15 protein-coding genes are annotated in these 17,428 nt (G+C 58.1%); 6 read left to right on the forward strand and 9 right to left on the reverse strand.

What is annotated here, in order from left to right:
* Positions 1–24: 24 nt before the first annotated feature.
* The 3 genes from PH552_RS01400 to PH552_RS01415 all read left to right on the forward strand — a co-directional run bounded on the left by PH552_RS01400 (position 25) and on the right by PH552_RS01415 (position 2,607).
* Complete coding sequence (locus PH552_RS01400) at positions 25–1,050, forward strand: LysR family transcriptional regulator (RefSeq protein WP_246698575.1); 1,026 nt, start codon at positions 25–27, stop codon at positions 1,048–1,050.
* A 958-nt stretch (positions 1,051–2,008) separates the two neighbouring features.
* Positions 2,009–2,314, forward strand: a complete 306-nt coding sequence (locus tag PH552_RS01410; protein ID WP_183763864.1) for a hypothetical protein — start codon at positions 2,009–2,011, stop codon at positions 2,312–2,314.
* 92 nt (positions 2,315–2,406) lie between these two features.
* Entirely contained in the window at positions 2,407–2,607 is a 201-nt protein-coding gene (locus tag PH552_RS01415; protein WP_113248557.1) for a hypothetical protein, read from the forward strand.
* Between the two features lie 170 nt (positions 2,608–2,777).
* On the opposite strand, the gene pepT is transcribed toward PH552_RS01415, so the two are convergent.
* The 7 genes from pepT to PH552_RS01450 form a co-directional block, all read right to left on the reverse strand.
* The gene (gene pepT / locus PH552_RS01420; protein WP_113249043.1) at positions 2,778–4,022 is read right to left on the reverse strand and encodes a peptidase T; all 1,245 of its coding nucleotides are present in this window, start codon (positions 4,020–4,022) and stop codon (positions 2,778–2,780) included.
* A 96-nt stretch (positions 4,023–4,118) separates the two neighbouring features.
* The gene (locus tag PH552_RS01425) at positions 4,119–5,402 is read right to left on the reverse strand and encodes a CapA family protein (protein ID WP_113248558.1); all 1,284 of its coding nucleotides are present in this window, start codon (positions 5,400–5,402) and stop codon (positions 4,119–4,121) included.
* A 98-nt stretch (positions 5,403–5,500) separates the two neighbouring features.
* Positions 5,501–7,171, reverse strand: a complete 1,671-nt coding sequence (locus PH552_RS01430) for a dipeptide ABC transporter ATP-binding protein (RefSeq protein WP_113248559.1) — start codon at positions 7,169–7,171, stop codon at positions 5,501–5,503.
* Complete coding sequence (locus PH552_RS01435; protein WP_113248560.1) at positions 7,168–8,043, reverse strand: ABC transporter permease; 876 nt, start codon at positions 8,041–8,043, stop codon at positions 7,168–7,170. The genes PH552_RS01430 and PH552_RS01435 overlap by 4 nt, the downstream gene beginning before the upstream one ends.
* A gap of 11 nt (positions 8,044–8,054) precedes the next feature.
* Entirely contained in the window at positions 8,055–9,032 is a 978-nt protein-coding gene (locus PH552_RS01440; RefSeq protein WP_112342896.1) for an ABC transporter permease, read from the reverse strand.
* 5 nt (positions 9,033–9,037) lie between these two features.
* On the reverse strand, positions 9,038–10,627 hold the full coding sequence (locus PH552_RS01445; RefSeq protein ID WP_113249044.1) for an ABC transporter substrate-binding protein: 1,590 nt from the start codon (positions 10,625–10,627) through the stop codon (positions 9,038–9,040).
* 259 nt (positions 10,628–10,886) lie between these two features.
* Entirely contained in the window at positions 10,887–11,345 is a 459-nt protein-coding gene (locus PH552_RS01450; RefSeq protein WP_246721539.1) for a hypothetical protein, read from the reverse strand.
* A gap of 217 nt (positions 11,346–11,562) precedes the next feature.
* Here PH552_RS01450 and PH552_RS01455 point away from each other — a divergent pair, with 217 nt between their 5' ends.
* Positions 11,563–11,835, forward strand: a complete 273-nt coding sequence (locus PH552_RS01455) for a helix-turn-helix domain-containing protein (RefSeq protein ID WP_113248562.1) — start codon at positions 11,563–11,565, stop codon at positions 11,833–11,835.
* Positions 11,836–13,051: 1,216 nt separating this feature from the next.
* Here PH552_RS01455 and PH552_RS01460 read toward each other — a convergent pair.
* Positions 13,052–13,288, reverse strand: a complete 237-nt coding sequence (locus PH552_RS01460; protein WP_113248565.1) for a hypothetical protein — start codon at positions 13,286–13,288, stop codon at positions 13,052–13,054.
* 61 nt (positions 13,289–13,349) lie between these two features.
* On the opposite strand from PH552_RS01460, the gene PH552_RS01465 reads away from it, so the two are divergent.
* Entirely contained in the window at positions 13,350–13,505 is a 156-nt protein-coding gene (locus tag PH552_RS01465) for a hypothetical protein (protein WP_162736903.1), read from the forward strand.
* A gap of 631 nt (positions 13,506–14,136) precedes the next feature.
* Here PH552_RS01465 and PH552_RS01470 read toward each other — a convergent pair.
* Positions 14,137–14,778, reverse strand: a complete 642-nt coding sequence (locus tag PH552_RS01470; RefSeq protein WP_113249045.1) for a TetR/AcrR family transcriptional regulator — start codon at positions 14,776–14,778, stop codon at positions 14,137–14,139.
* Between the two features lie 70 nt (positions 14,779–14,848).
* Here PH552_RS01470 and PH552_RS01475 point away from each other — a divergent pair, with 70 nt between their 5' ends.
* On the forward strand, positions 14,849–16,018 hold the full coding sequence (locus PH552_RS01475; protein ID WP_162736904.1) for an FAD-dependent monooxygenase: 1,170 nt from the start codon (positions 14,849–14,851) through the stop codon (positions 16,016–16,018).
* Positions 16,019–17,428 lie beyond the last annotated feature (1,410 nt).

The raw sequence follows: 17,428 nt of genomic DNA on the forward strand, positions 1-17,428 counted from the left end.
GAATGGAACGAAAGCGCTTTCGTCTTGCAATTCTTAGCATTCCGGGCGTTATTAGAAAAATCGTTTGATGATATAGAAGCTATCGATAAAATGAATTTCGCGGCCTTGGATCTTAATCTTGTGCGTGTGCTCGACGCATTGTTGCGGGAAGGATCGACGGTTAAAGCTGGCGAAAAGCTGGGCATGTCCCAATCGGCAGTTTCTGGCGCACTTTCGAGACTGCGTTATGCACTCGATGATCAATTGTTCGTCCGTCATGGTCACGGCCTGCGACCCACGGATTATGCGCGAGATTTAGCGATACCCCTCCGCGAGACGCTAGACAGATTGGAAGCAACCTTGAGTGGTGCATCCTTTGATCCCAAGAGCGCCAGCATAACTTTCAAGTTGTCAGGTAGCGATTTTTTTGCGGAGATGCTCATGCCGCGGCTGGCGCGAGAGGTTCACGAGCGTGCACCGGGCATTCGGGTGCAATTGGTCGACCTGGTGCCAAACAGCTACATCGAGTCTCTTGAGCGATATGAGGCCGATATGGCTCTCATTCCTGCTGCAGAATTGCCGGATTGGTCGGAACGACGCCCATTATTCCGTTCGTCCTTTGTGACCATCGCACGTAAAGGAAACGTCGCGATCGAAGCAGCGGGAATAAAGGCAGGCGAAACCTTGCCCATCGAGCTGTTCTGCGATCTTGGCCACATCCTCTTCTCGCCGGAGGGAAAGACCAAGGCCATGGGCGATGCGGCTCTGGCGAAGATCGGACGCTCACGAAATGTAGTCATGACGGTTCCTGTCTTCTTCGGCGTCTGCCGGGCTGTCGGCGAGAGTGATCATATTGCACTCGTTCCTCGCCAGCTGGCGGAACGGTTGGCGGATCTTTTCGGGTTCGCTCTTTATGCGCCACCTATGCAGCTTCCGCCAGCACTGATCGTTGGCGTGTGGCATAAGCGGTCCACGGGGAACCCGGCTCATCGCTGGATCCGGAACCTCATCGCCGAGATCTTGTTGCCGCTTAACGTCGGCGAACAGCCGCTGCCTAACGAAACAAGGTGAGAGCGATTTGATGCCGATCAGCGCCAAGCATCCCTGAAGCTCATCTTGGTTTCGAGCGGTTGACGGAGTGGTTGAGCATTCCGAAATCGACGCCCTCGTTCCACGCCATCACAAACTGAAGATAGGGTGGCAATACTGGCAGGAGGGAGGGGACGCTGAGTTCAACCAATGAAAAATGATCAGCTTAGAAAGCTGGTCTAGCATTATCGCGATTAACGCTGCCATGGCCACCCAAAGTAGTTGCATCACTAAGCTCCTTAGATGGTCGCAAGCGCCAGTACTTTAAATGTCCGCGAACGCCCTATTCTCGACGTCACCGTTGCTCGCTGATGCGAACTCCGACCGCCCCCGTGTGTAATGATGGAAGAGATCTTCATCGAGATGGCCCCCCATTTGAGCAGATCACCTTTTCTCTTATGATCGCCTTGAACTCCCTCCTCAGTTTTGCGCGTCTCGCATTTATCACAGCGCAACGTGTACTCTCGACGCCAAGTGCCGAAAGCCACGAGTAGGCCGCCAGCGCATCGATCAAGCTGCGTCTGCTGCCGCGAAGTGAGCTAGCTGGTCGTCGTAAGCTTTGAGAAATGCGGGTCTTGCGGTCAGGCGCTCGACGTAAGCGCGGCAAGCTGGATGATTTGCTAGCCCTCATCCCATCTTGCACATTCTCTCGCCCGTTATGTTATTTTGGAAAACAGTGTAACTGTCGGAGCCGCACTATGGAGGGTAGAGTGCCAGTCGAGAATGACGATGACTATTGTCGTGAGAAGTTCAGCAGCGGCGATATCGGCCATTACCTGCATCTGGAACCGCAAGTCGGACGCGACGCGGCCCGCGTAGCCGGCAAGGCTGCGTGCGGTTGCAGCATAATATGCCAAGCTTAGCAACGCTGCGTCGGTCCGACGTTATGAAGCGATCGAGCAGCAACTCGATAACCAGATCGAATGACGGCCGAGGTCTAATGCGGTATGGCGGTTGTTTGTTGATGCGAATGTGTCTTGCGATGCCATCATTCGCGGAAAATGACGCGCTCCCAGGCGATATCCGCGCGTTTATCAAACGCCGCGATAACTGTGATCATTTCCGTGGCGAGACAGCCTCCGTTGAAGATCGTCAAGCCGAAATCGACAGGCAACTGGACAGGCTGTGCCGCGGAAGCGACGCTGATGTGGCCCATCTGAAGCGAAAATACATAGGGAAGAAGACTGTCCTGAAGATTCTTGGCACTTACGATCCCGTTATTGAAGGCGGGGATGTGAACGAGTGAGGTGTGATGCGCAGATCACCATCTGAAAATGCGACTTGAAGTGAAACGAATGTTACAAACGTCAAAGAGAAGCTAATCTGGAGATGGATGCCATGTCGAGTTCTTCCAAAGGCCTGATAACTGCTGTCGCACTTATGATTGGCGGCGCAGTAGCTTTCTTCCTCTTTCTTTACATCACAGGGCATGATCCCGATGAGCGCCCATTAAGCTTGGTTGAGTGGGTTATCGCCGGGATCCTAATCGGGCCGGGATTCGGTTATCTTCTGAAATGGAAAGGCCAAAAAGGCCGTTAGAATTTCCTACTGGCTGCGCCTCGACTGGGTTCACGTCGAGCTTGCATCAAATTCTGAAGTTCACCGCAACAGTTGCTGTCGTGAATTGCCCCGCCATAAACTGACCTTGAGCCACTTCGCATCGGAAGCATAGACGGTTCCGACAGCGACAGGTCGCGGTTCATGTCCTCTTAATGGCAGTCCGGTATCTTTTCCCTGGTGGCCAACTGACATATTCGTGCCGCAACATCCAGCGATCTTTCGAAGGCTTTTATGGGTAGAAACTCGAACCTGGAATGGAAGTTATGGGCCCCAGTAAAAAAGTTGGGTGTCGGTATTCCTCTAGCGGAAAGCACGGCACCATCGGTGCCGCCACGCATGGGCAAGAGCTTCCTTTTGATCCCGAGATCACTGAGGGCCTCGAAAAGTAGCGTTGCGGCACGATTATCAGCGGAAAGGCTGCTGGCGATATTTTGATAGGTATCAGCCAACTGGCAACGAACAGCGCAAGTCGGATATCGCGATCTAATCAAATCCGCGACCTCGACGATCCGATGTTTGCGGACATTGAAGCCGACCTCGTCGAAGTCCCGGATCAGGGCGGTCAATGTCGCCTCGCTATCGTTTGCGATCAGATCCTTGAACCAGAAAAACCCCTCGCGATCCTGCGTGTTCTCAGGTGTGTCCCAACGCTCGAAGTGAGAGATGAAGTCGATCGCCATCAGCAGCGGATTGACGAGGGTGCCCTTCGCCGACATGGGGTGTGCGCTGACACCGGTGAAGACGATTTCACACGTTGCGGCGTTGAACGTCTCCAGGACCACCTCGCCAAGCCCGCAGCAGTCGATCGTATAGGCGAAATCGCAGGGGAAGCGGGAAAGATCGAGCGCCTTGGATCCCCGCAACCCGACTTCCTCGTCCGGCACGAAGGCGACGAAAATGTCTCCGTGATCGCCTTGTGCATCGAGCCGAGCAACCAGCGTCATTATGACCGCGATCGCCGCCTTGTTATCCGCGCCCAGGACGCTGGTGCCGTCGCTGAAAATGATCTCCTCTCCTGTCCAGGAGCGGATCTCCGGATGTTCGGCGACGCGCAGCCAAATGTCTTCCTGACGATTGAGGCAAAGATCCATGCCCTCGTAGCGAAGAACTTGCGGGCGGACGACCGGGGACAGGCCCACGTCTACGGTGTCGAGATGGGCTATGAAGCCTACTTTTGGAGCCTTCGGTCTGTTCCCACGCTTCACGCCCGTGACAATGGCATGCTCGTCGACCAGGACATCATCAACCCCGAGCGTTCGCAATTCCTCAGCTAGTAAGTCGGCGAGCTTCAGCTGCCCAGGCGATGAGGGCAGCAATTGAGAACGGCCGTCGCTCTGGCTCTCGATCGCCGCATAGCGAAAAAATCGGTCGATGAGTTCGTCTCGAACTTGCATGTTTTTCATCCCGTCTAGGTTGACCCAAGAAGATGCCGCTTTCATTCGCGGCATTTCCATTTCTTGGCGCGTCGATCATAGCATTCGAGCGGGGTGTCAGATCACAAAGCGATCGTGCATGACCTCTGAACCTGATGTCCCCGGCTGGAGCCGCACGACACCGATATTGTCCTCGACCACGACATGGACGCCGAGGCCGGCGGATTGTTGGGAAAACCGCCGCAAGATTCTCTCGGCGCTCTTCCCTATTGCCAGATGTGGCACCAGCCGACGCTCCAGCAGACCGTCCTTCAGTCCCTCGTCGCCGCCGATGATGACGGGATGAAGGTTTATGTCCGTCAGATTGTTGTTCCGGTCGAAAGAGCACGAGCCGATCACGCTCTCCCAAACCTCCGGCGCCGTCCAGGTCGATTTCTCCGAGCGGACATGGAAGATAAAGTTGCCGAGGCTGTAAAAGATCGGCTTGCCGCGATAGATCTCCAGTGGCTGGAGAACCGGTGCGCCGTGGCTGACAAACATGGCGGCGCCGGCATCGATGCATTGCCTGGCAACGCCGCCAACCCATTCGGGAACCTGGTACCAATCCGAGGCCCAGTGATGATGGTGAAGGTAGGCGACCACCAGCGACCCGTCGGCCGCGGCAGTGTCGATAGCCGCGAGATTTCTCGCCATGTCGCGCTCATCGATCTTCACGCCACGGCCGAACCTGTTGGATCGCGTGAACACCGCCCGCCCGATACCGATCTCGCAGTCTGGAGCCAGCCGGCGCGGATCGTCTGGCTGGCTGTCATTGGCAAGATCGATCGCCGTGTAGCCGACCCGGTCCCGGATCACGCCGATCCGCCGGAACGCGTCTTCGTCCACTTCGATCACCTGTGACAGGCCAAGCCGGTTCACGCCGGGGCGTTCGGGACGGCCGTTGTCCGCATCCGCTGCATACATGAAATCCGGGCCGGGGCCGCCATCCATTGCGACGATCGCGACACGTCGGCCGTTGATGGTCCCCACGCCCGGACGCGAGGCCTCCTGAGCGTTGCAGCCGAGACCGGCGTGAAGGAAACCCCGCTTCTCCACCTCCTCCAGCGTCGACAGCACGCCCGGCGGACCAAGATCAAAGGCATGATTGTTCGACAGCGAAAGTGCCCCGAAGCCGATGGATCGGAGAGCATCCAGGACTGCCGGTCCGCTGCATCCGAAGAACGAGCCCTTGAGCGGCCAACCGCCGTGATGTCCAAGGATTGTCCCCTCGAAGTTAGTGAACGAAAGATCGGCCCCATAAAGCAGCGAGCGAACCTGCTCGAAGGCTGGAGCGCTGATATCGCGAATATCGTGCTTTATGAGCGATTGGCCGGTGACGACCAATGTGAAGCTGTTGTTCATATGTCACCTTTTGCAGTGGCGAAGGCCACCAATTTCCGAAAACCAAAAAACCAAATATTGAAGCGCGCCGGCACTCAGCCGACGCAACAAATCGAAGCTCAGGCGGTGAAGCGGTGAGGCCGCGCACTGATGAGCGTTCGCGTGTAGGGGTTGCCGGATTGCGAGAAGATGACGTCGCAAGGCCCGGCATCCTCCACCTGGCCATCCCTGAAGATGTAAAGGGAATCGCAGAGCTGCTGCACGACGGCCAGATCATGGGAGATGAAGATCATTGTTATGTCCCGCTCGGTGATGGTGTCGTTCAGCAGCCTCACGATCTCGGCTTGCACGGAGACGTCGAGAGCCGATGTCGGTTCGTCCGCCACGATGATTTGCGGCCTTGCCAGCAGGGCTCGCGCGATGCAGGCGCGCTGCTTCTGGCCGCCTGAGAGCTGGTGCGGATACCGGCTTAGCAGGTTTCGCGCGAGGCCGAGCCGATCCATCATCGTCACGAGATCGTCATGCTCCCCATCGTGACATGAAATTTCGCCAAACCGGATGCTTTCGCTCAGTGTCTCCTCGATCGTCATCCTGGGATTGAGCGACATGGCCGGATCCTGAAAGATCATTTGCACGCGGCCGAGAAGACCGCTGTGCCGACCATTCTTCGAAATGTCATGCTCGTTTCCACCGATGACGATCCTGCCGGCAGATGCGGTGTCCAGACCAGCGACGACACGGCCGAGCGTCGTCTTGCCGCTGCCACTCTCACCGACAATGCCAGTGATCGTGCCGCGCCGCAGCTCAATATTGACGTCACGCAGCGCGAACTTCGGGCTGTTCCGGCCCAGGCGCCACGCCAAGCCCGGCGAGAAGGTCTTCGAAAGACCTTCAACGACGAGAAACATGTCCTGACGGTCGTTGACGTCAGACGACGGGTCATGCTCTCCATCATAGTCCGCGTTCATAGCTGGCGCGGAAATGCGCAGCCGTGGCACCGCCGCGAGCAGGTTTCGCGTATAGTCGTTGCGCGGAGCGTCCAGGATGGCGGTGGTACGATCCTGCTCGACCACCTGACCCTTCCGCATGACCAGGACCCGGTCGGTGATCTCGGAGACGACGCCCATATCGTGCGTGACGAGGATGATCGAGACGCCGGTCTCATCGACGAGGGTTCGAAGGAGCCCGAGGATCTGTTTCTGGACGGTGGCATCCAGCGCCGATGTCGGCTCGTCGGCGATGATGATGTCGGGAGAACCGGCAAGCGCGATGGCGATGACGATCCGCTGCCTTTGGCCGCCGGAGAACTGATGTGGATAGTCGCTATATCGCCGCCCCGGGTCGGGGATTCCGACCCGGACCAGCAGATCGATGGCATGCGCGCGCGCTTGGCATCGTGAAAGAGATCGGTCCACCGCCAGGATCGTCTCCTCAACCTGCATCCCGACGCTCATCAGGGGATCGAGCGAGGACGTATGATCCTGAAAGATCGCCGATATCCGCCGCCCGCGAAGGGCATCGCGCTCGCCCGGCGTCATGGCGCCGATGGATTTGCCATCGAATTCGATCGTTCCGGCGGTTTGCTGGAATTCCGGTGCAAGCAGACCGAGTACGGCATTGCCCAGCGTGGATTTTCCCGCTCCCGACTCGCCGATGATGCCGAGGATCTCACCACGATCTAGCTCGAAGCTCACATTGGTCAGGATTGTCACAGGCCCGGAGGCCGAGAGGTGACGAAGGCCAAAGTTTCTTACCCGAAGCAGGGGAGTCTTCACATTCTCTTCGCTCATACCGTGCGGCTCCTTGGATCGAGGCGACGGCGAATATCCTCGCCGACCAGATTGATGCTGGCGATCAGCCCGAACAAGGCGAGACCGGGAAAAAGGCTTATCCAGTACTGGCCGGTCAGGAGATACTGAAAGCCGTTCGCGACGGTGGAGCCGAGGGAAGGCGTGTCGAGCGGGACCCCAAGGCCCAGAAAGGACAGTGTCGCTTCGAGCGCGACCGCATGACCGATCTCGATCGGTATCAGTGTCACGGCCGGCGCGATGCTGTTCGGCAGCAGATGACGGAAGATGATCCGCGAGGTCGGCATCCGCAGCAGGCGCGCGGCATCCATGTAAGGCTTGCCCGCCTCACTCAGCGCGATGCCGCGCGCCAGCCGTGCATAGGTCGCCCACTGGGCAATGATCAGGGCCAGGATGATCCGGTCCATTCCGGGCCCGAGCGTGACGATGGCGATCAAGGCGATCAGGATCGTCGGAAGGCTGAGCTGCAGGTCGACCAGCCGCATGATCGCGATATCAACCCACTTGCCGAAATAGGCCGCGCTGACGCCAGCCGTCAGTCCGATCAGGGCCGCGATGGCGGCGCTGGTGACCGATACGATGAGGCTGATGCGCAGCCCATACAGGATGCAGCTGACGATATCTCTGCCGAGCCCGTCGGTCCCGAGCAGGTAAAGATAGCCGCCACTGCCCGATGTGCCCGGCGGAGAGGACGCCTCCCAGCCGTAGATCTGCAGCGGATCATAGGGATTTTGCGGTGCGATCGCCGGTGCGGCGAGGGCGAGGAGAATATAGACAGCGAGAAGGATGTTGGATGCGGTCAGGACCCGCGGATACGAACGCCTCTTCAACGCCTTGAGAATTTCAGCTTTCATGATGGATTACCTTATGAAGACAGGCGCACACGTGGGTCGAGCACGGCCTGAAACAGGTCGACAAGGGCATTCAGCACGACGAAGGCGACCGCGATGAAGGTCAGGGTGGCCATCACCACCGGTCGGTCGAGAAGCTGGATGGAATCGATCAGCAGCTTACCGACGCCCGGCCATGCGAAAATCGATTCCACGACCACCGCGAAGGCGAGCATGCCGCCGAACTGCAGGCCTATGATCGTCACGATCGGCACGCTGATGTTGGGAAGCGTATGGCGAAGCAGTATTCTTCGCGCGGAAAGCCCTTTGGCGCGACAGAACCGCGTGAAGTCCAGGTTTTCGACCTCGATCGTGCCCGCGCGCGACAGCCTGGCGATCAGCGCGATATTCGGGATTGCAAGCGCCAGGGCGGGGAGGGCGAGATGCCACAAGCCGCTTGCGGTGAATACACTCCATTCCACTCCCAGGATGGCCACAGTCGAACCCCGGCCGCCGGATGGGAACCAGCCCGTCAGGATGGCGCCGACGAGGATCAGCATCATGCTCAGCCAGAATGAGGGAATGCTCAGCGCGAACACGCTCGATCTCAAGATGGTCTTATCGAGCGACGTAGCTTTCCTCCGGCCGGCAAGGAGCCCCACTCCTGTGCCGACCGGAGCCGCGATGAGCATCGCCACACAGGCGAGCTCAAGCGTCGCGGGAAGCTTCGCTATGATCAGCGCGAAAGCCGGCAGGTGATAGATGTAGGACGTGCCGAAGTTTCCACGCACGACATTGTCCAGGAAGAGGAGATACTGGCGCCAGATCGGTTGATCGAGCCCGAGCGCGATCGTCGCGCGCTGAATATCCTCGGGCGTGGCGGTTTCCATATTGACGATGCTGAAGACCGGATTGCCGACGCTGTGAAGCCCGATGAAGCCGATCAGCGACATGGCGAGGAGGAGAAGGAGGGCTTGCGAAAGCCTTCCGAATGCGACTGAAACCAGGGCCATGATACTTACTCCGTCGCTGCCAGCGCCTGCATGGCGGTCGTCCAGCCACGGGGATGCATCACGTAGGAGGCGATCCGCGGCCCGTAACCGACGATGTGATGGAAGTGATAGAGGGGAATGATCGGCTGGTCGGCCATCACGAATTCTGTCGCCGCGGCAAGCGCCTTGTTCCGCTCCGGCCCGCCCTGCATGCTTTCCGCCTTGGCGAGCATCGCGTCGAAAGCCTCGTTACGATAATGCCCGAAGTTCAGGGCTCCGGTGCCACGGCCGGGATTGGGGGAGGCAAGCAGCGCATCGAGGATGACATCCACCGTTTCGCCCGAACTGCCGCCATACCACAGGGCGTAGTCGCCCGCCGCCCGCTTGGTGTTGAAGACAGAAAACGGCGAGGCGATCGGCCGGACGCTGACGCCGATGCGAGCCCAGCTCTGCGCGATGGCCTGAAGGCTTTCGGCGTCGCCAGGATAACGGCCGGCGGGACCGGCGAGAACGACGTTGAAGCCGTTCGGAAAGCCTGCCTTCGCAAGCAGTGCCTTCGCCTGCTCATAATTCGGAGCCTCAGGCTTCAGCCTGGCCGATGTGCCTGGCAGGCCTGCCGGAAAGACCTGCGCGGCGGCCGTGCCATAGCCCGAGAGGATCTTGTCGACGAGGATACCGCGATCGGTCGCCATGGCGAGCGCCCGGCGGACGGATGGGTCCTTGAAGGGGTTGGGAATGGGTTCGCCGGCCTTTCCCGTGACGTCCGGGAGCGTATTCCTGCCCACGTCGAACTGCAGGAAATTGATCCGCGCCGCGCCGATGCTGGCGATCCTGACGCCGCGATTTTTTAAGGAGGCGACATCGCGCGCGGGAATGGCGTCCGCCACGTCGACGTCGCCGGTGGCCAGCGCCGCCACGCGTGCGGCGGGGCTTTCGATGACCCGGAACGTCACTGCGGACCAAGTGGGCTTACCGCCCCAATAGTCGTCGTTTCTGCTGAGCTTCAGTGTCTCGCCGGAGCTCCAGCTCTCGAACTTGTAAGGTCCCGTGCCGACAGGGCGGCCAGTATTGAGCTCCTCGGTGGTCTGGAAGCCCTGCGCCGGCCGGTGCATCACGAAGATCGAGGAGAAGGACAGCGGCAGGTTCGGGAGATTGCCGTCCGTGTCGATGACCACGGTGAGGGGGTCTTTTGCCGCAACCGACTTGATCCCGGTCAGATAGGACCGAAAGCCGCCGCTCGGTGGCTTCAGGACATCGCGGATGCGCTCGATCGTATAGACGACATCGTCCGCCGTGAACGTCGAGCCGTCGTGAAAACGGACATCGTCGCGAAGCTTGAACTCCCATTGCGTGGCAGAGACGGCGCGCCAGGAGACCGCGAGTTCGGGCCTGAGGTCGAGATGCTCATCCTGGTAGACCAGCCGTTCGTAGATGTGGGAGAGCAGCGACGTGTTCTCGTTGAGGTTCGCGTAATGCGGATCGAGCGTCATCAGCTTGTACGAGGTCGCGATCCGCAGTTCCTGAGCCCCCGCCACCCCGGCCAGCACGCTCCAGGCGGTAAGCAGGATCAGCGGCGCGGTGAGCATGAGCCGACGCAATGGATTTCCGAGTGTCATCATGAAGTTCCCTTTTTTGATTTTTGGCGCGGCCGACGCCGCCGCAGCGGAAGCGATCCCACCACGCATGTCTGTTGAGATGATTTCTTCAGGGATCCGGCTCGCACCGTTTGGCCTCGCCAGCCCTCCCGATAAGCAGCCCCGAAGCGCAATCCTCCGATCACAAAAGGCATCACCACGTCAGCGGAGGCGAACGAAAACCAATAATTTCCTAGGGGGAATCGAAACGGTGAACCTGACCTACGGCAGACGCGCGGTGCTAAACGCCGTGAAGGGCTCCCTGCATCGCCGCCGTCACCTGACGACGTACGCTCCCACGAGACGATATCTCCGCGTCGATCTTCAGCAAGTCGGCGATGAGGGAACGAAGCTGCGCCCAGGGATACTCTTCGCTCGAAGCGGATGGTTGCCATCTGAAGAGCATGGCATCGAGCTTGACAGTCGCACCTAAGATCGATTCCGCCGGCGTATCCCACAGCCTTCCGGCCAGCTCGTCCTCAATGGCGGCCGCGCGTTCCTCTTCCTGGACCGCTTCGCAATATCCGATCTCCTGGTCGGCGGCCTTCCAGGCTTCAGGCGCATCGGATGGCGTGCCAACCATCTCGAACAGCCTCTGTTCGAGCCCCTGCTGCCGCAGACATGATTCGATCAACCGGTGCCGCGCCACGCACCATTGCTCCCAAATGGTAAAGGCAAGATCGTCATTTTGGATATCCAAGGGGCTCGTAAGTCGGGCTGCAAGCCCAGGATGTGTGGGAAAAGACGCCGTCACGAAGGAATGGAGGTCTCCCTGCGTGACCCTAGACAAAGTTCTGCTATTGTCGGAATCAGCCATGATCCGAGCTCCCGTAAGCTTAGGTTGTGGTCAGGCTGCATGCGGTGTGCCAGCACCGGATGCAGCTGCTAGTAGCACTTACGTAGCACACGAGATCCGATTGATCAATTCGAAATCACATGAGTTTAACAAAATCACCGGCACGCAACTGCGCGCGGCGCGAGCAATGCTTCGTTGGAGTGCAAAGGACCTTGCGCAAGCTGCGGGAATTGGTGTCGCGACAGTCAGTCGCGCAGAGGTCGAAGACGGAGTGCCTTCCGTGACGACTGCAAATCTAAAGGCCATGCAACTGGCTTTGGAAACCGCCGGAATAGAATTTATCCCCGAAAACGGCGGCGGAGTCGGTGTTCGTCTCAAGAAGCCGGGGGCGTAGCGTACCCTCTGCACCCCGGCCAGTGCTGGGCAGGCCAAGCGCTGATCTACACAGCAAGGGGCCTAAATTGGATGCCAATAAGAGGTGAACTTTGGACGCCGATTGACACTACATGTGCCGTAGAGCTCATCGAGTTCGTGCGAATCCATTCGATCACCCGTCGTCCATGGCTTGTGTGTTTGGCACGACTCCTTGTGGAATTCAATGGCGCGGGGTTTCTCGCTTAAGGGGCTGGTTGTCTAAATGAGGAAATCAGGAAATAGCTAAATAGAGAAGCTCCTATGGCTCCTAAGTGCGCTCGAAGGGATAGGCTAACGTATCTCTCAGCCACTCTAAGGCATTCATTGCCCATGAGACGCATCGCCGAGGCTTGGCAACGCTCCAGGCTCTAAAGCCGCTATTGACGAGATTGTATCGATCCTCAGTATTTGAGGCAAAAGGTGCAAACTGAAAGTCATTTGCCAAGGAAGTCTTCAATTTAATGAAGCAGGTGTGTGAGGTGTCTGTCTGGCCGTTGATCGTCCATCCCTTTGGCTTTGCGAGCCAGGTGGAATCTCCACGAATGCATCGCTCGCTTACGTGTTCTACTAGTTTTCCGTTGTCGGAAATATCGCTTGTGATCTGAATCCCGCTCACGAAACGCTGATCATTTTGCGGCGTCCATTGCACACGGATTACGAGATCCCGATCGCTTAGCTGCTGCAAGTAGTCAAGCGTATCAAAGTTAACCCAGCCACCCCTCATATCTGTTCCTGATCCGTTCACCATGAATTGGTGGTAAATGAGGATTTTGTCCGTGAGCCGCACGCGGATTCAGCCCTGAATCGGGACGTGCTCCAGGAGATCCGTGTCCAGGTTGAGTTGGCGCGCGTTCATGTGGCGTCGAACCAAAGAAGTTCAGCGAGAGTGCTGTCATCGGGCTGTAGACGGCACTGGATCACAAGCATTGCCGGCGACCGGATGGATTTAGTGCGTACAACGTCGCCGACCCGAATTGTCATAATTTTTCCCATTGCACATAGTAGTCGCCAAATCGGCGCCGACCGCGTTTGCGTCTGCTAATAAGGACACGGATGACCGCTTGCATAAGCAAGTCCGGCGGGTCGTCTTCCAACTCTTGTAAGATGTCGTCAATCGTTTCCCTCTTGGTCCAGGACGTGCCCATAAAGATGTATGTGACGCGATATAGGGTCATGGTGCAGCCATATCGCGCCGGTCACCACCCGCTCCTGAATGGGTAGGGGAGGGTAGTCATGAAATTCTTGGCTGCCCTGATCGGATCCGCGATATTTCGGAATTGCTGCTTCTCCTCGCCCGTGATGGCGAACAACTGGCCGCCCATGCGGAGAAACAGCTTGTTGTGTTCCATGCCTATCCCAGTCTCGCCGCTCTCCGGCATGCGATCGGTCAAAGCTTCGGCGATGTGATTGTAGATCTCGTTGCGCGTGGTCATGGCAAATCTCTTTCACTCACCAATGTGTTTCGTGATCTCGGCTGTGAGGAGAATTGCCACGATGACGAAGAGAATGGCAATGGCAAAGTTTCCCGATGCCGTCGCTTCGAACAAACCAAGAAACTTGATGCTGAGCGAGGATTGCATGGGCAGACCTTTCACCAAAATTAAAGTGATGGCCTGCTGCCTGCTGTGCACTGTGCCGGGCAACGGCTAAATCTGCAAGGGGTAGCGCGGCATGAATTACAGGGATCACGCCGCTGCTCACAGGGCTAGCTCCTTCTGTCCGGTGACGGCGTGCCAAAAGTCCAGGCGATCGCCGATGCTATTCCCTGCGGGAGCCGTTTGAAGCACTGTGTTCATGGGCAGCGGCCAACGGCGACAAGATTGAGGCAGCCACGCTACGCTATGGCAACATGGGAAATCGTCGCTGACAGTGTCGCTATGACCGCTTCTGGCGCGCAGGGGACATGACTATGCCGCGGAACTATGTCACCTTCCAGGCCATGCAATGACGACCGATACGAACCTTCACTCGCAAATTAATCAATTCAGATCAATGGCTTAGGCGCAGGGATTCTCGAGTTCCGGATGGTTAGGAGCGTAAGGGAATTCAGACACAATTGCTCCGAACACGCGCTCTCGCCGATCACTCGCGTGCATGGAAAAATCAATGGTCCCGCCGAGGAGCCTTGAAGAGGAACTAGATGAGCGTCACGCCGTGGCACGCGCTGCATATCTCAATCGTGACATAGTCGCATATGGTGCGCTGTTCTCACCCGATCTGGCATAAGCAGCCTCCCGGCCGGGAATGATCGGCCTAAAGCCGAAAAGGATCAATTGCCGGATCAGGCATAGGCGGTACCGGCGAGCGCCGCCCCAACCCCAACCGTCCCTCGATCAATCAGGTCCAGGAAAATACGGTTCGCATCGTTCGTGTCGCGCGTGCGGCCAAAGAGCACATGCGCCTGAATGAATGCTACGCTCCATACAGACGCGATCATGCCGGCGGCAAGATGCGCATCAGGATCGTCACGCGAGCGGTTGGCGGCATCGGCGAGGACATCGGCTAGCGCGCGGACAAAGTCGTCGCGCATCTGGCGGGCACGCGCCTTGAGCGATTCGCTGGCGAGCGCCGTTTCCACAAACAGGTATGTGCCGCCAAAGAGCGGATAGGAAGGATGAGGCTGCTCAATCAAGCGATGCGCCAAAGCACCTAACGCGTGAATGGGCGAGGTGCCCGCATCACGCGTTTGGATGGCCGCAAACGCGATGTCCCTCATCTCCTGCTCCCGATCGAAGAACATGTCCTCCTTTCGGGGAAAGTGGTTGAACACCGTCATTCGCCCCACGTCGGCAGCCGCGGCAATTTCGTCGATCGTCACGTGGTCGAAGCCCCGCTCAAAGAAGAGGCGGGTCGCAACATCGGAGATGGTTTGGCGCGTTACCAAGCGCTTTCGCGTTCGCCGCTTGATGGCTGACTCAGACATGCCTTGCTTTCTATACGCAGTATATTTATGTATCGAGTATATTTTACACAGATTCGATATTGAGGGCTCCTTGGTCAATCCGTCAACCTCCGTCTTCTCCCCTACCCATGTTGACCACCCGTCGGTGCTGGTCAGCGGCGCAAGCTTCGCCGGTTTGGCAACCGCCTATTGGATGACAAAGCTCGGCTATCGCGTGACGGTCATTGAACTTGCTAGCAGTTTGCGGCGAGGCGGCACCCCGGTCGATATCGAGGGCGAGACGATAGAGATCCTGTCCCGCATGGGGATGATGGAAGCGGTACGTGCAAAAGCGCTTCCTCCGCGCGACCTTGAATTCAAGGACGAGGAGGATGCCACTTTGGGCGGGTTGACGGCAGCCTCCGGGCCTGACGATCCATCGGGGCTACGATACGAGATCCATCGCAATGATCTGCTCGACATCCTGTTCGAGTCGATCGACGGCTCCGTCGAAATATTGTTCGGACGATCCTTGAGCCAATTGGAGGATGGGCCAGCAGGCGTCGCAGTTACATTCAGCGATGGCTCGCGGGGCGACTATGCGCTGGTGCTTGGATGCGACGGCAATCGCTCCAATACCAGAGAGCTTGTGTTCGGAGACTCCGACTCATCGTCCTATTTCATGGGTGGCTACTTCTATCTGCGAGTAGTGCCGGAGTCCGGCATGCTTCCAGCGAACAAGACGCAGATCTTCAGCGTGCCGGGCCTGACGGCCATGCTGAATGGTTATGACGATCGCACCGACATCGCCCTAGCGTTTCGCTCCGATCACCAGATCGTCTACGACTATCGCGACAAGGAGCAGCAGCGCCGCCTCATCCATGATCACTTCGACGGGCTCGGATGGAAGGTACCGGCCATGCTCGCTCACGTCGACACGGATGGCGACTTCTACTTCGACCGGGCGAACCAGATCAGGATGCAGCGCTGGTCCAAGGGGCGGGTGGCGCTAGTTGGTGACGCGGGATACTGCGTTTCCCCCGTCGCCGGCATGGGAGGATCCATGGCCCTGATCGGCGCGGCGCGGCTGGCCGACGCTCTTCGGCGCCATCCGGGCGATCATGCCGCCGCCTTCCAGGAGTACGAAGACAAGCTGCGACCCTTTGTGGAAGAGGTGCAGGAGAGAGCAGCCACCGACGGCATGTCATTGCTGTTTCCGGGGGATGAGCTCGAACTTGCGGAGCGCGACCGCAAGCTCCGCGAAGGGACAATAAATCTGTGAGACTCAGCACCACCCTTAGAAGTTTCGTCCAGTGAGCAACGCGCCCACGGCGTAATTGTCGGTGAACGCCGGAAAGGGGACGCGTATAGCTGCTGTTTAAACCGTCCTAGGCCTGTATTCGGAGTGGTGACGCAAACATCAGATGTCGTCGGGCGACGCCCTTTGATATCCCGGCAATAGCGACCGCCATCATACGGCGGATGGTCACATTGAAGCGTCCGACGACGCATTTGATTGGGGGTAGCGCCGTCGGACCCTGCATTCACCGGATCGGGGGTGGCATCCAATCCGACGGCTGACAGGATGACATCTACCAAAGGTTTAATGAAGCTGCCCGGACGGGTGGTTCCGGAATCGCAAGGATACGGATTTTTGCAGGATCCCCGGGCAGGAAGGACCAGGCGGAAGACGGATCAAGACGAGGGTCTCGGCTGGGTTCTCTTAACAGCCGCCTTCGCAAAAAAAAGCCGGACGTTAGGTCGGGCCGAGCCGGGCGGGAGCGCATCAAACTGTCGCCCTATCAAGGCCCCAGTGGTCTGAAATGAATTGCCCTGCCTGGTGGGGCCAGACAGGGCAGCAACAGGAGCACTATTGAACGCGCGAGTGGGGGTGAACTGGAGTCCAGTAACTTGCGCAACTCAATCTATCATTGTGCGCAAGATTTGTGAATACTACCATTCATATCTAGGCCGGACATGAGGAACCAGAGCCAGGTTCTTTCGCGCGGACTACTCGCAAACGGTTTCGCGGACGACCACCCGATGAGGATGGCTATAGCCGTAGCGCCTTTCTGTCCAGCACCGGCGATGATAGCTGTGCGCGGGTCGTTCCATTTCGATTTGCATAAGGCTGCTGCGCGGCGACCCACCTTTAAATGTAATCGGTCAGGAGCTCTGCTGGCGGATACCGACCAAAGTCCCGACCAAGGGGAGACTTACGCCTTGGAGTTCATGACGCCCATCAGAATGGATGGACTCGTCGTCTGCAAAGGGTAAGATGGGGTATCGTTGCCAACCGAATAAGTAGGCGGTGGCGACTGAGGGTTTATACGTGCTCTCGCCTCCAAGACTGAGGAAGCGGTATTATGCCCTTTCGGAAATTCACATCTATTCCAAATGATCCCAATTTCCGCGAGGCATTATTGCGTTGGGCTCGCCAGCTTGTCGGATCCGAGGCAATCGCAAGACGTGTGGCTCAGCGGACGATCGATGTGCTATGCGACAATCCCAACCTCCTCGACGGACGTGACGTAAACGAAGCGATTTTCACGCTATTGCGTCGGCACGCGTTCGATGAGGCCGAATTGTCTTCCGCGAATAGCCTTCGAGATGATGGCGCCATTTCTGAAAAGCGGCCTGTATGCTGATGTGGACGGCCCATTGCTTGTTAGCAATTAGCCCTGCCTCGGGG

Origin of the sequence: Rhizobium aureum (assembly GCF_030182495.1) — a bacterium.
Lineage (GTDB): Bacteria > Pseudomonadota > Alphaproteobacteria > Rhizobiales > Rhizobiaceae > Rhizobium > Rhizobium tropici_C.

Bases quoted from the DNA above. Each gene is read 5' to 3' on its own strand.
- PH552_RS01410 (WP_183763864.1), top strand. From the start codon at position 2,009: ATGCGGTATGGCGGTTGTTTGTTGATGCGAATGTGTCTTGCGATGCCA.
- PH552_RS01415 (WP_113248557.1), top strand. From the start codon at position 2,407: ATGTCGAGTTCTTCCAAAGGCCTGATAACTGCTGTCGCACTTATGATT.
- pepT (WP_113249043.1), bottom strand. From the start codon at position 4,022: ATGCAAGTTCGAGACGAACTCATCGACCGATTTTTTCGCTATGCGGCG.
- PH552_RS01425 (WP_113248558.1), bottom strand. From the start codon at position 5,402: ATGAACAACAGCTTCACATTGGTCGTCACCGGCCAATCGCTCATAAAG.
- PH552_RS01430 (WP_113248559.1), bottom strand. From the start codon at position 7,171: ATGAGCGAAGAGAATGTGAAGACTCCCCTGCTTCGGGTAAGAAACTTT.
- PH552_RS01435 (WP_113248560.1), bottom strand. From the start codon at position 8,043: ATGAAAGCTGAAATTCTCAAGGCGTTGAAGAGGCGTTCGTATCCGCGG.
- PH552_RS01440 (WP_112342896.1), bottom strand. From the start codon at position 9,032: ATGGCCCTGGTTTCAGTCGCATTCGGAAGGCTTTCGCAAGCCCTCCTT.
- PH552_RS01445 (WP_113249044.1), bottom strand. From the start codon at position 10,627: ATGACACTCGGAAATCCATTGCGTCGGCTCATGCTCACCGCGCCGCTG.
- PH552_RS01460 (WP_113248565.1), bottom strand. From the start codon at position 13,288: ATGACCACGCGCAACGAGATCTACAATCACATCGCCGAAGCTTTGACC.
- PH552_RS01465 (WP_162736903.1), top strand. From the start codon at position 13,350: ATGACGAAGAGAATGGCAATGGCAAAGTTTCCCGATGCCGTCGCTTCG.
- PH552_RS01470 (WP_113249045.1), bottom strand. From the start codon at position 14,778: ATGTCTGAGTCAGCCATCAAGCGGCGAACGCGAAAGCGCTTGGTAACG.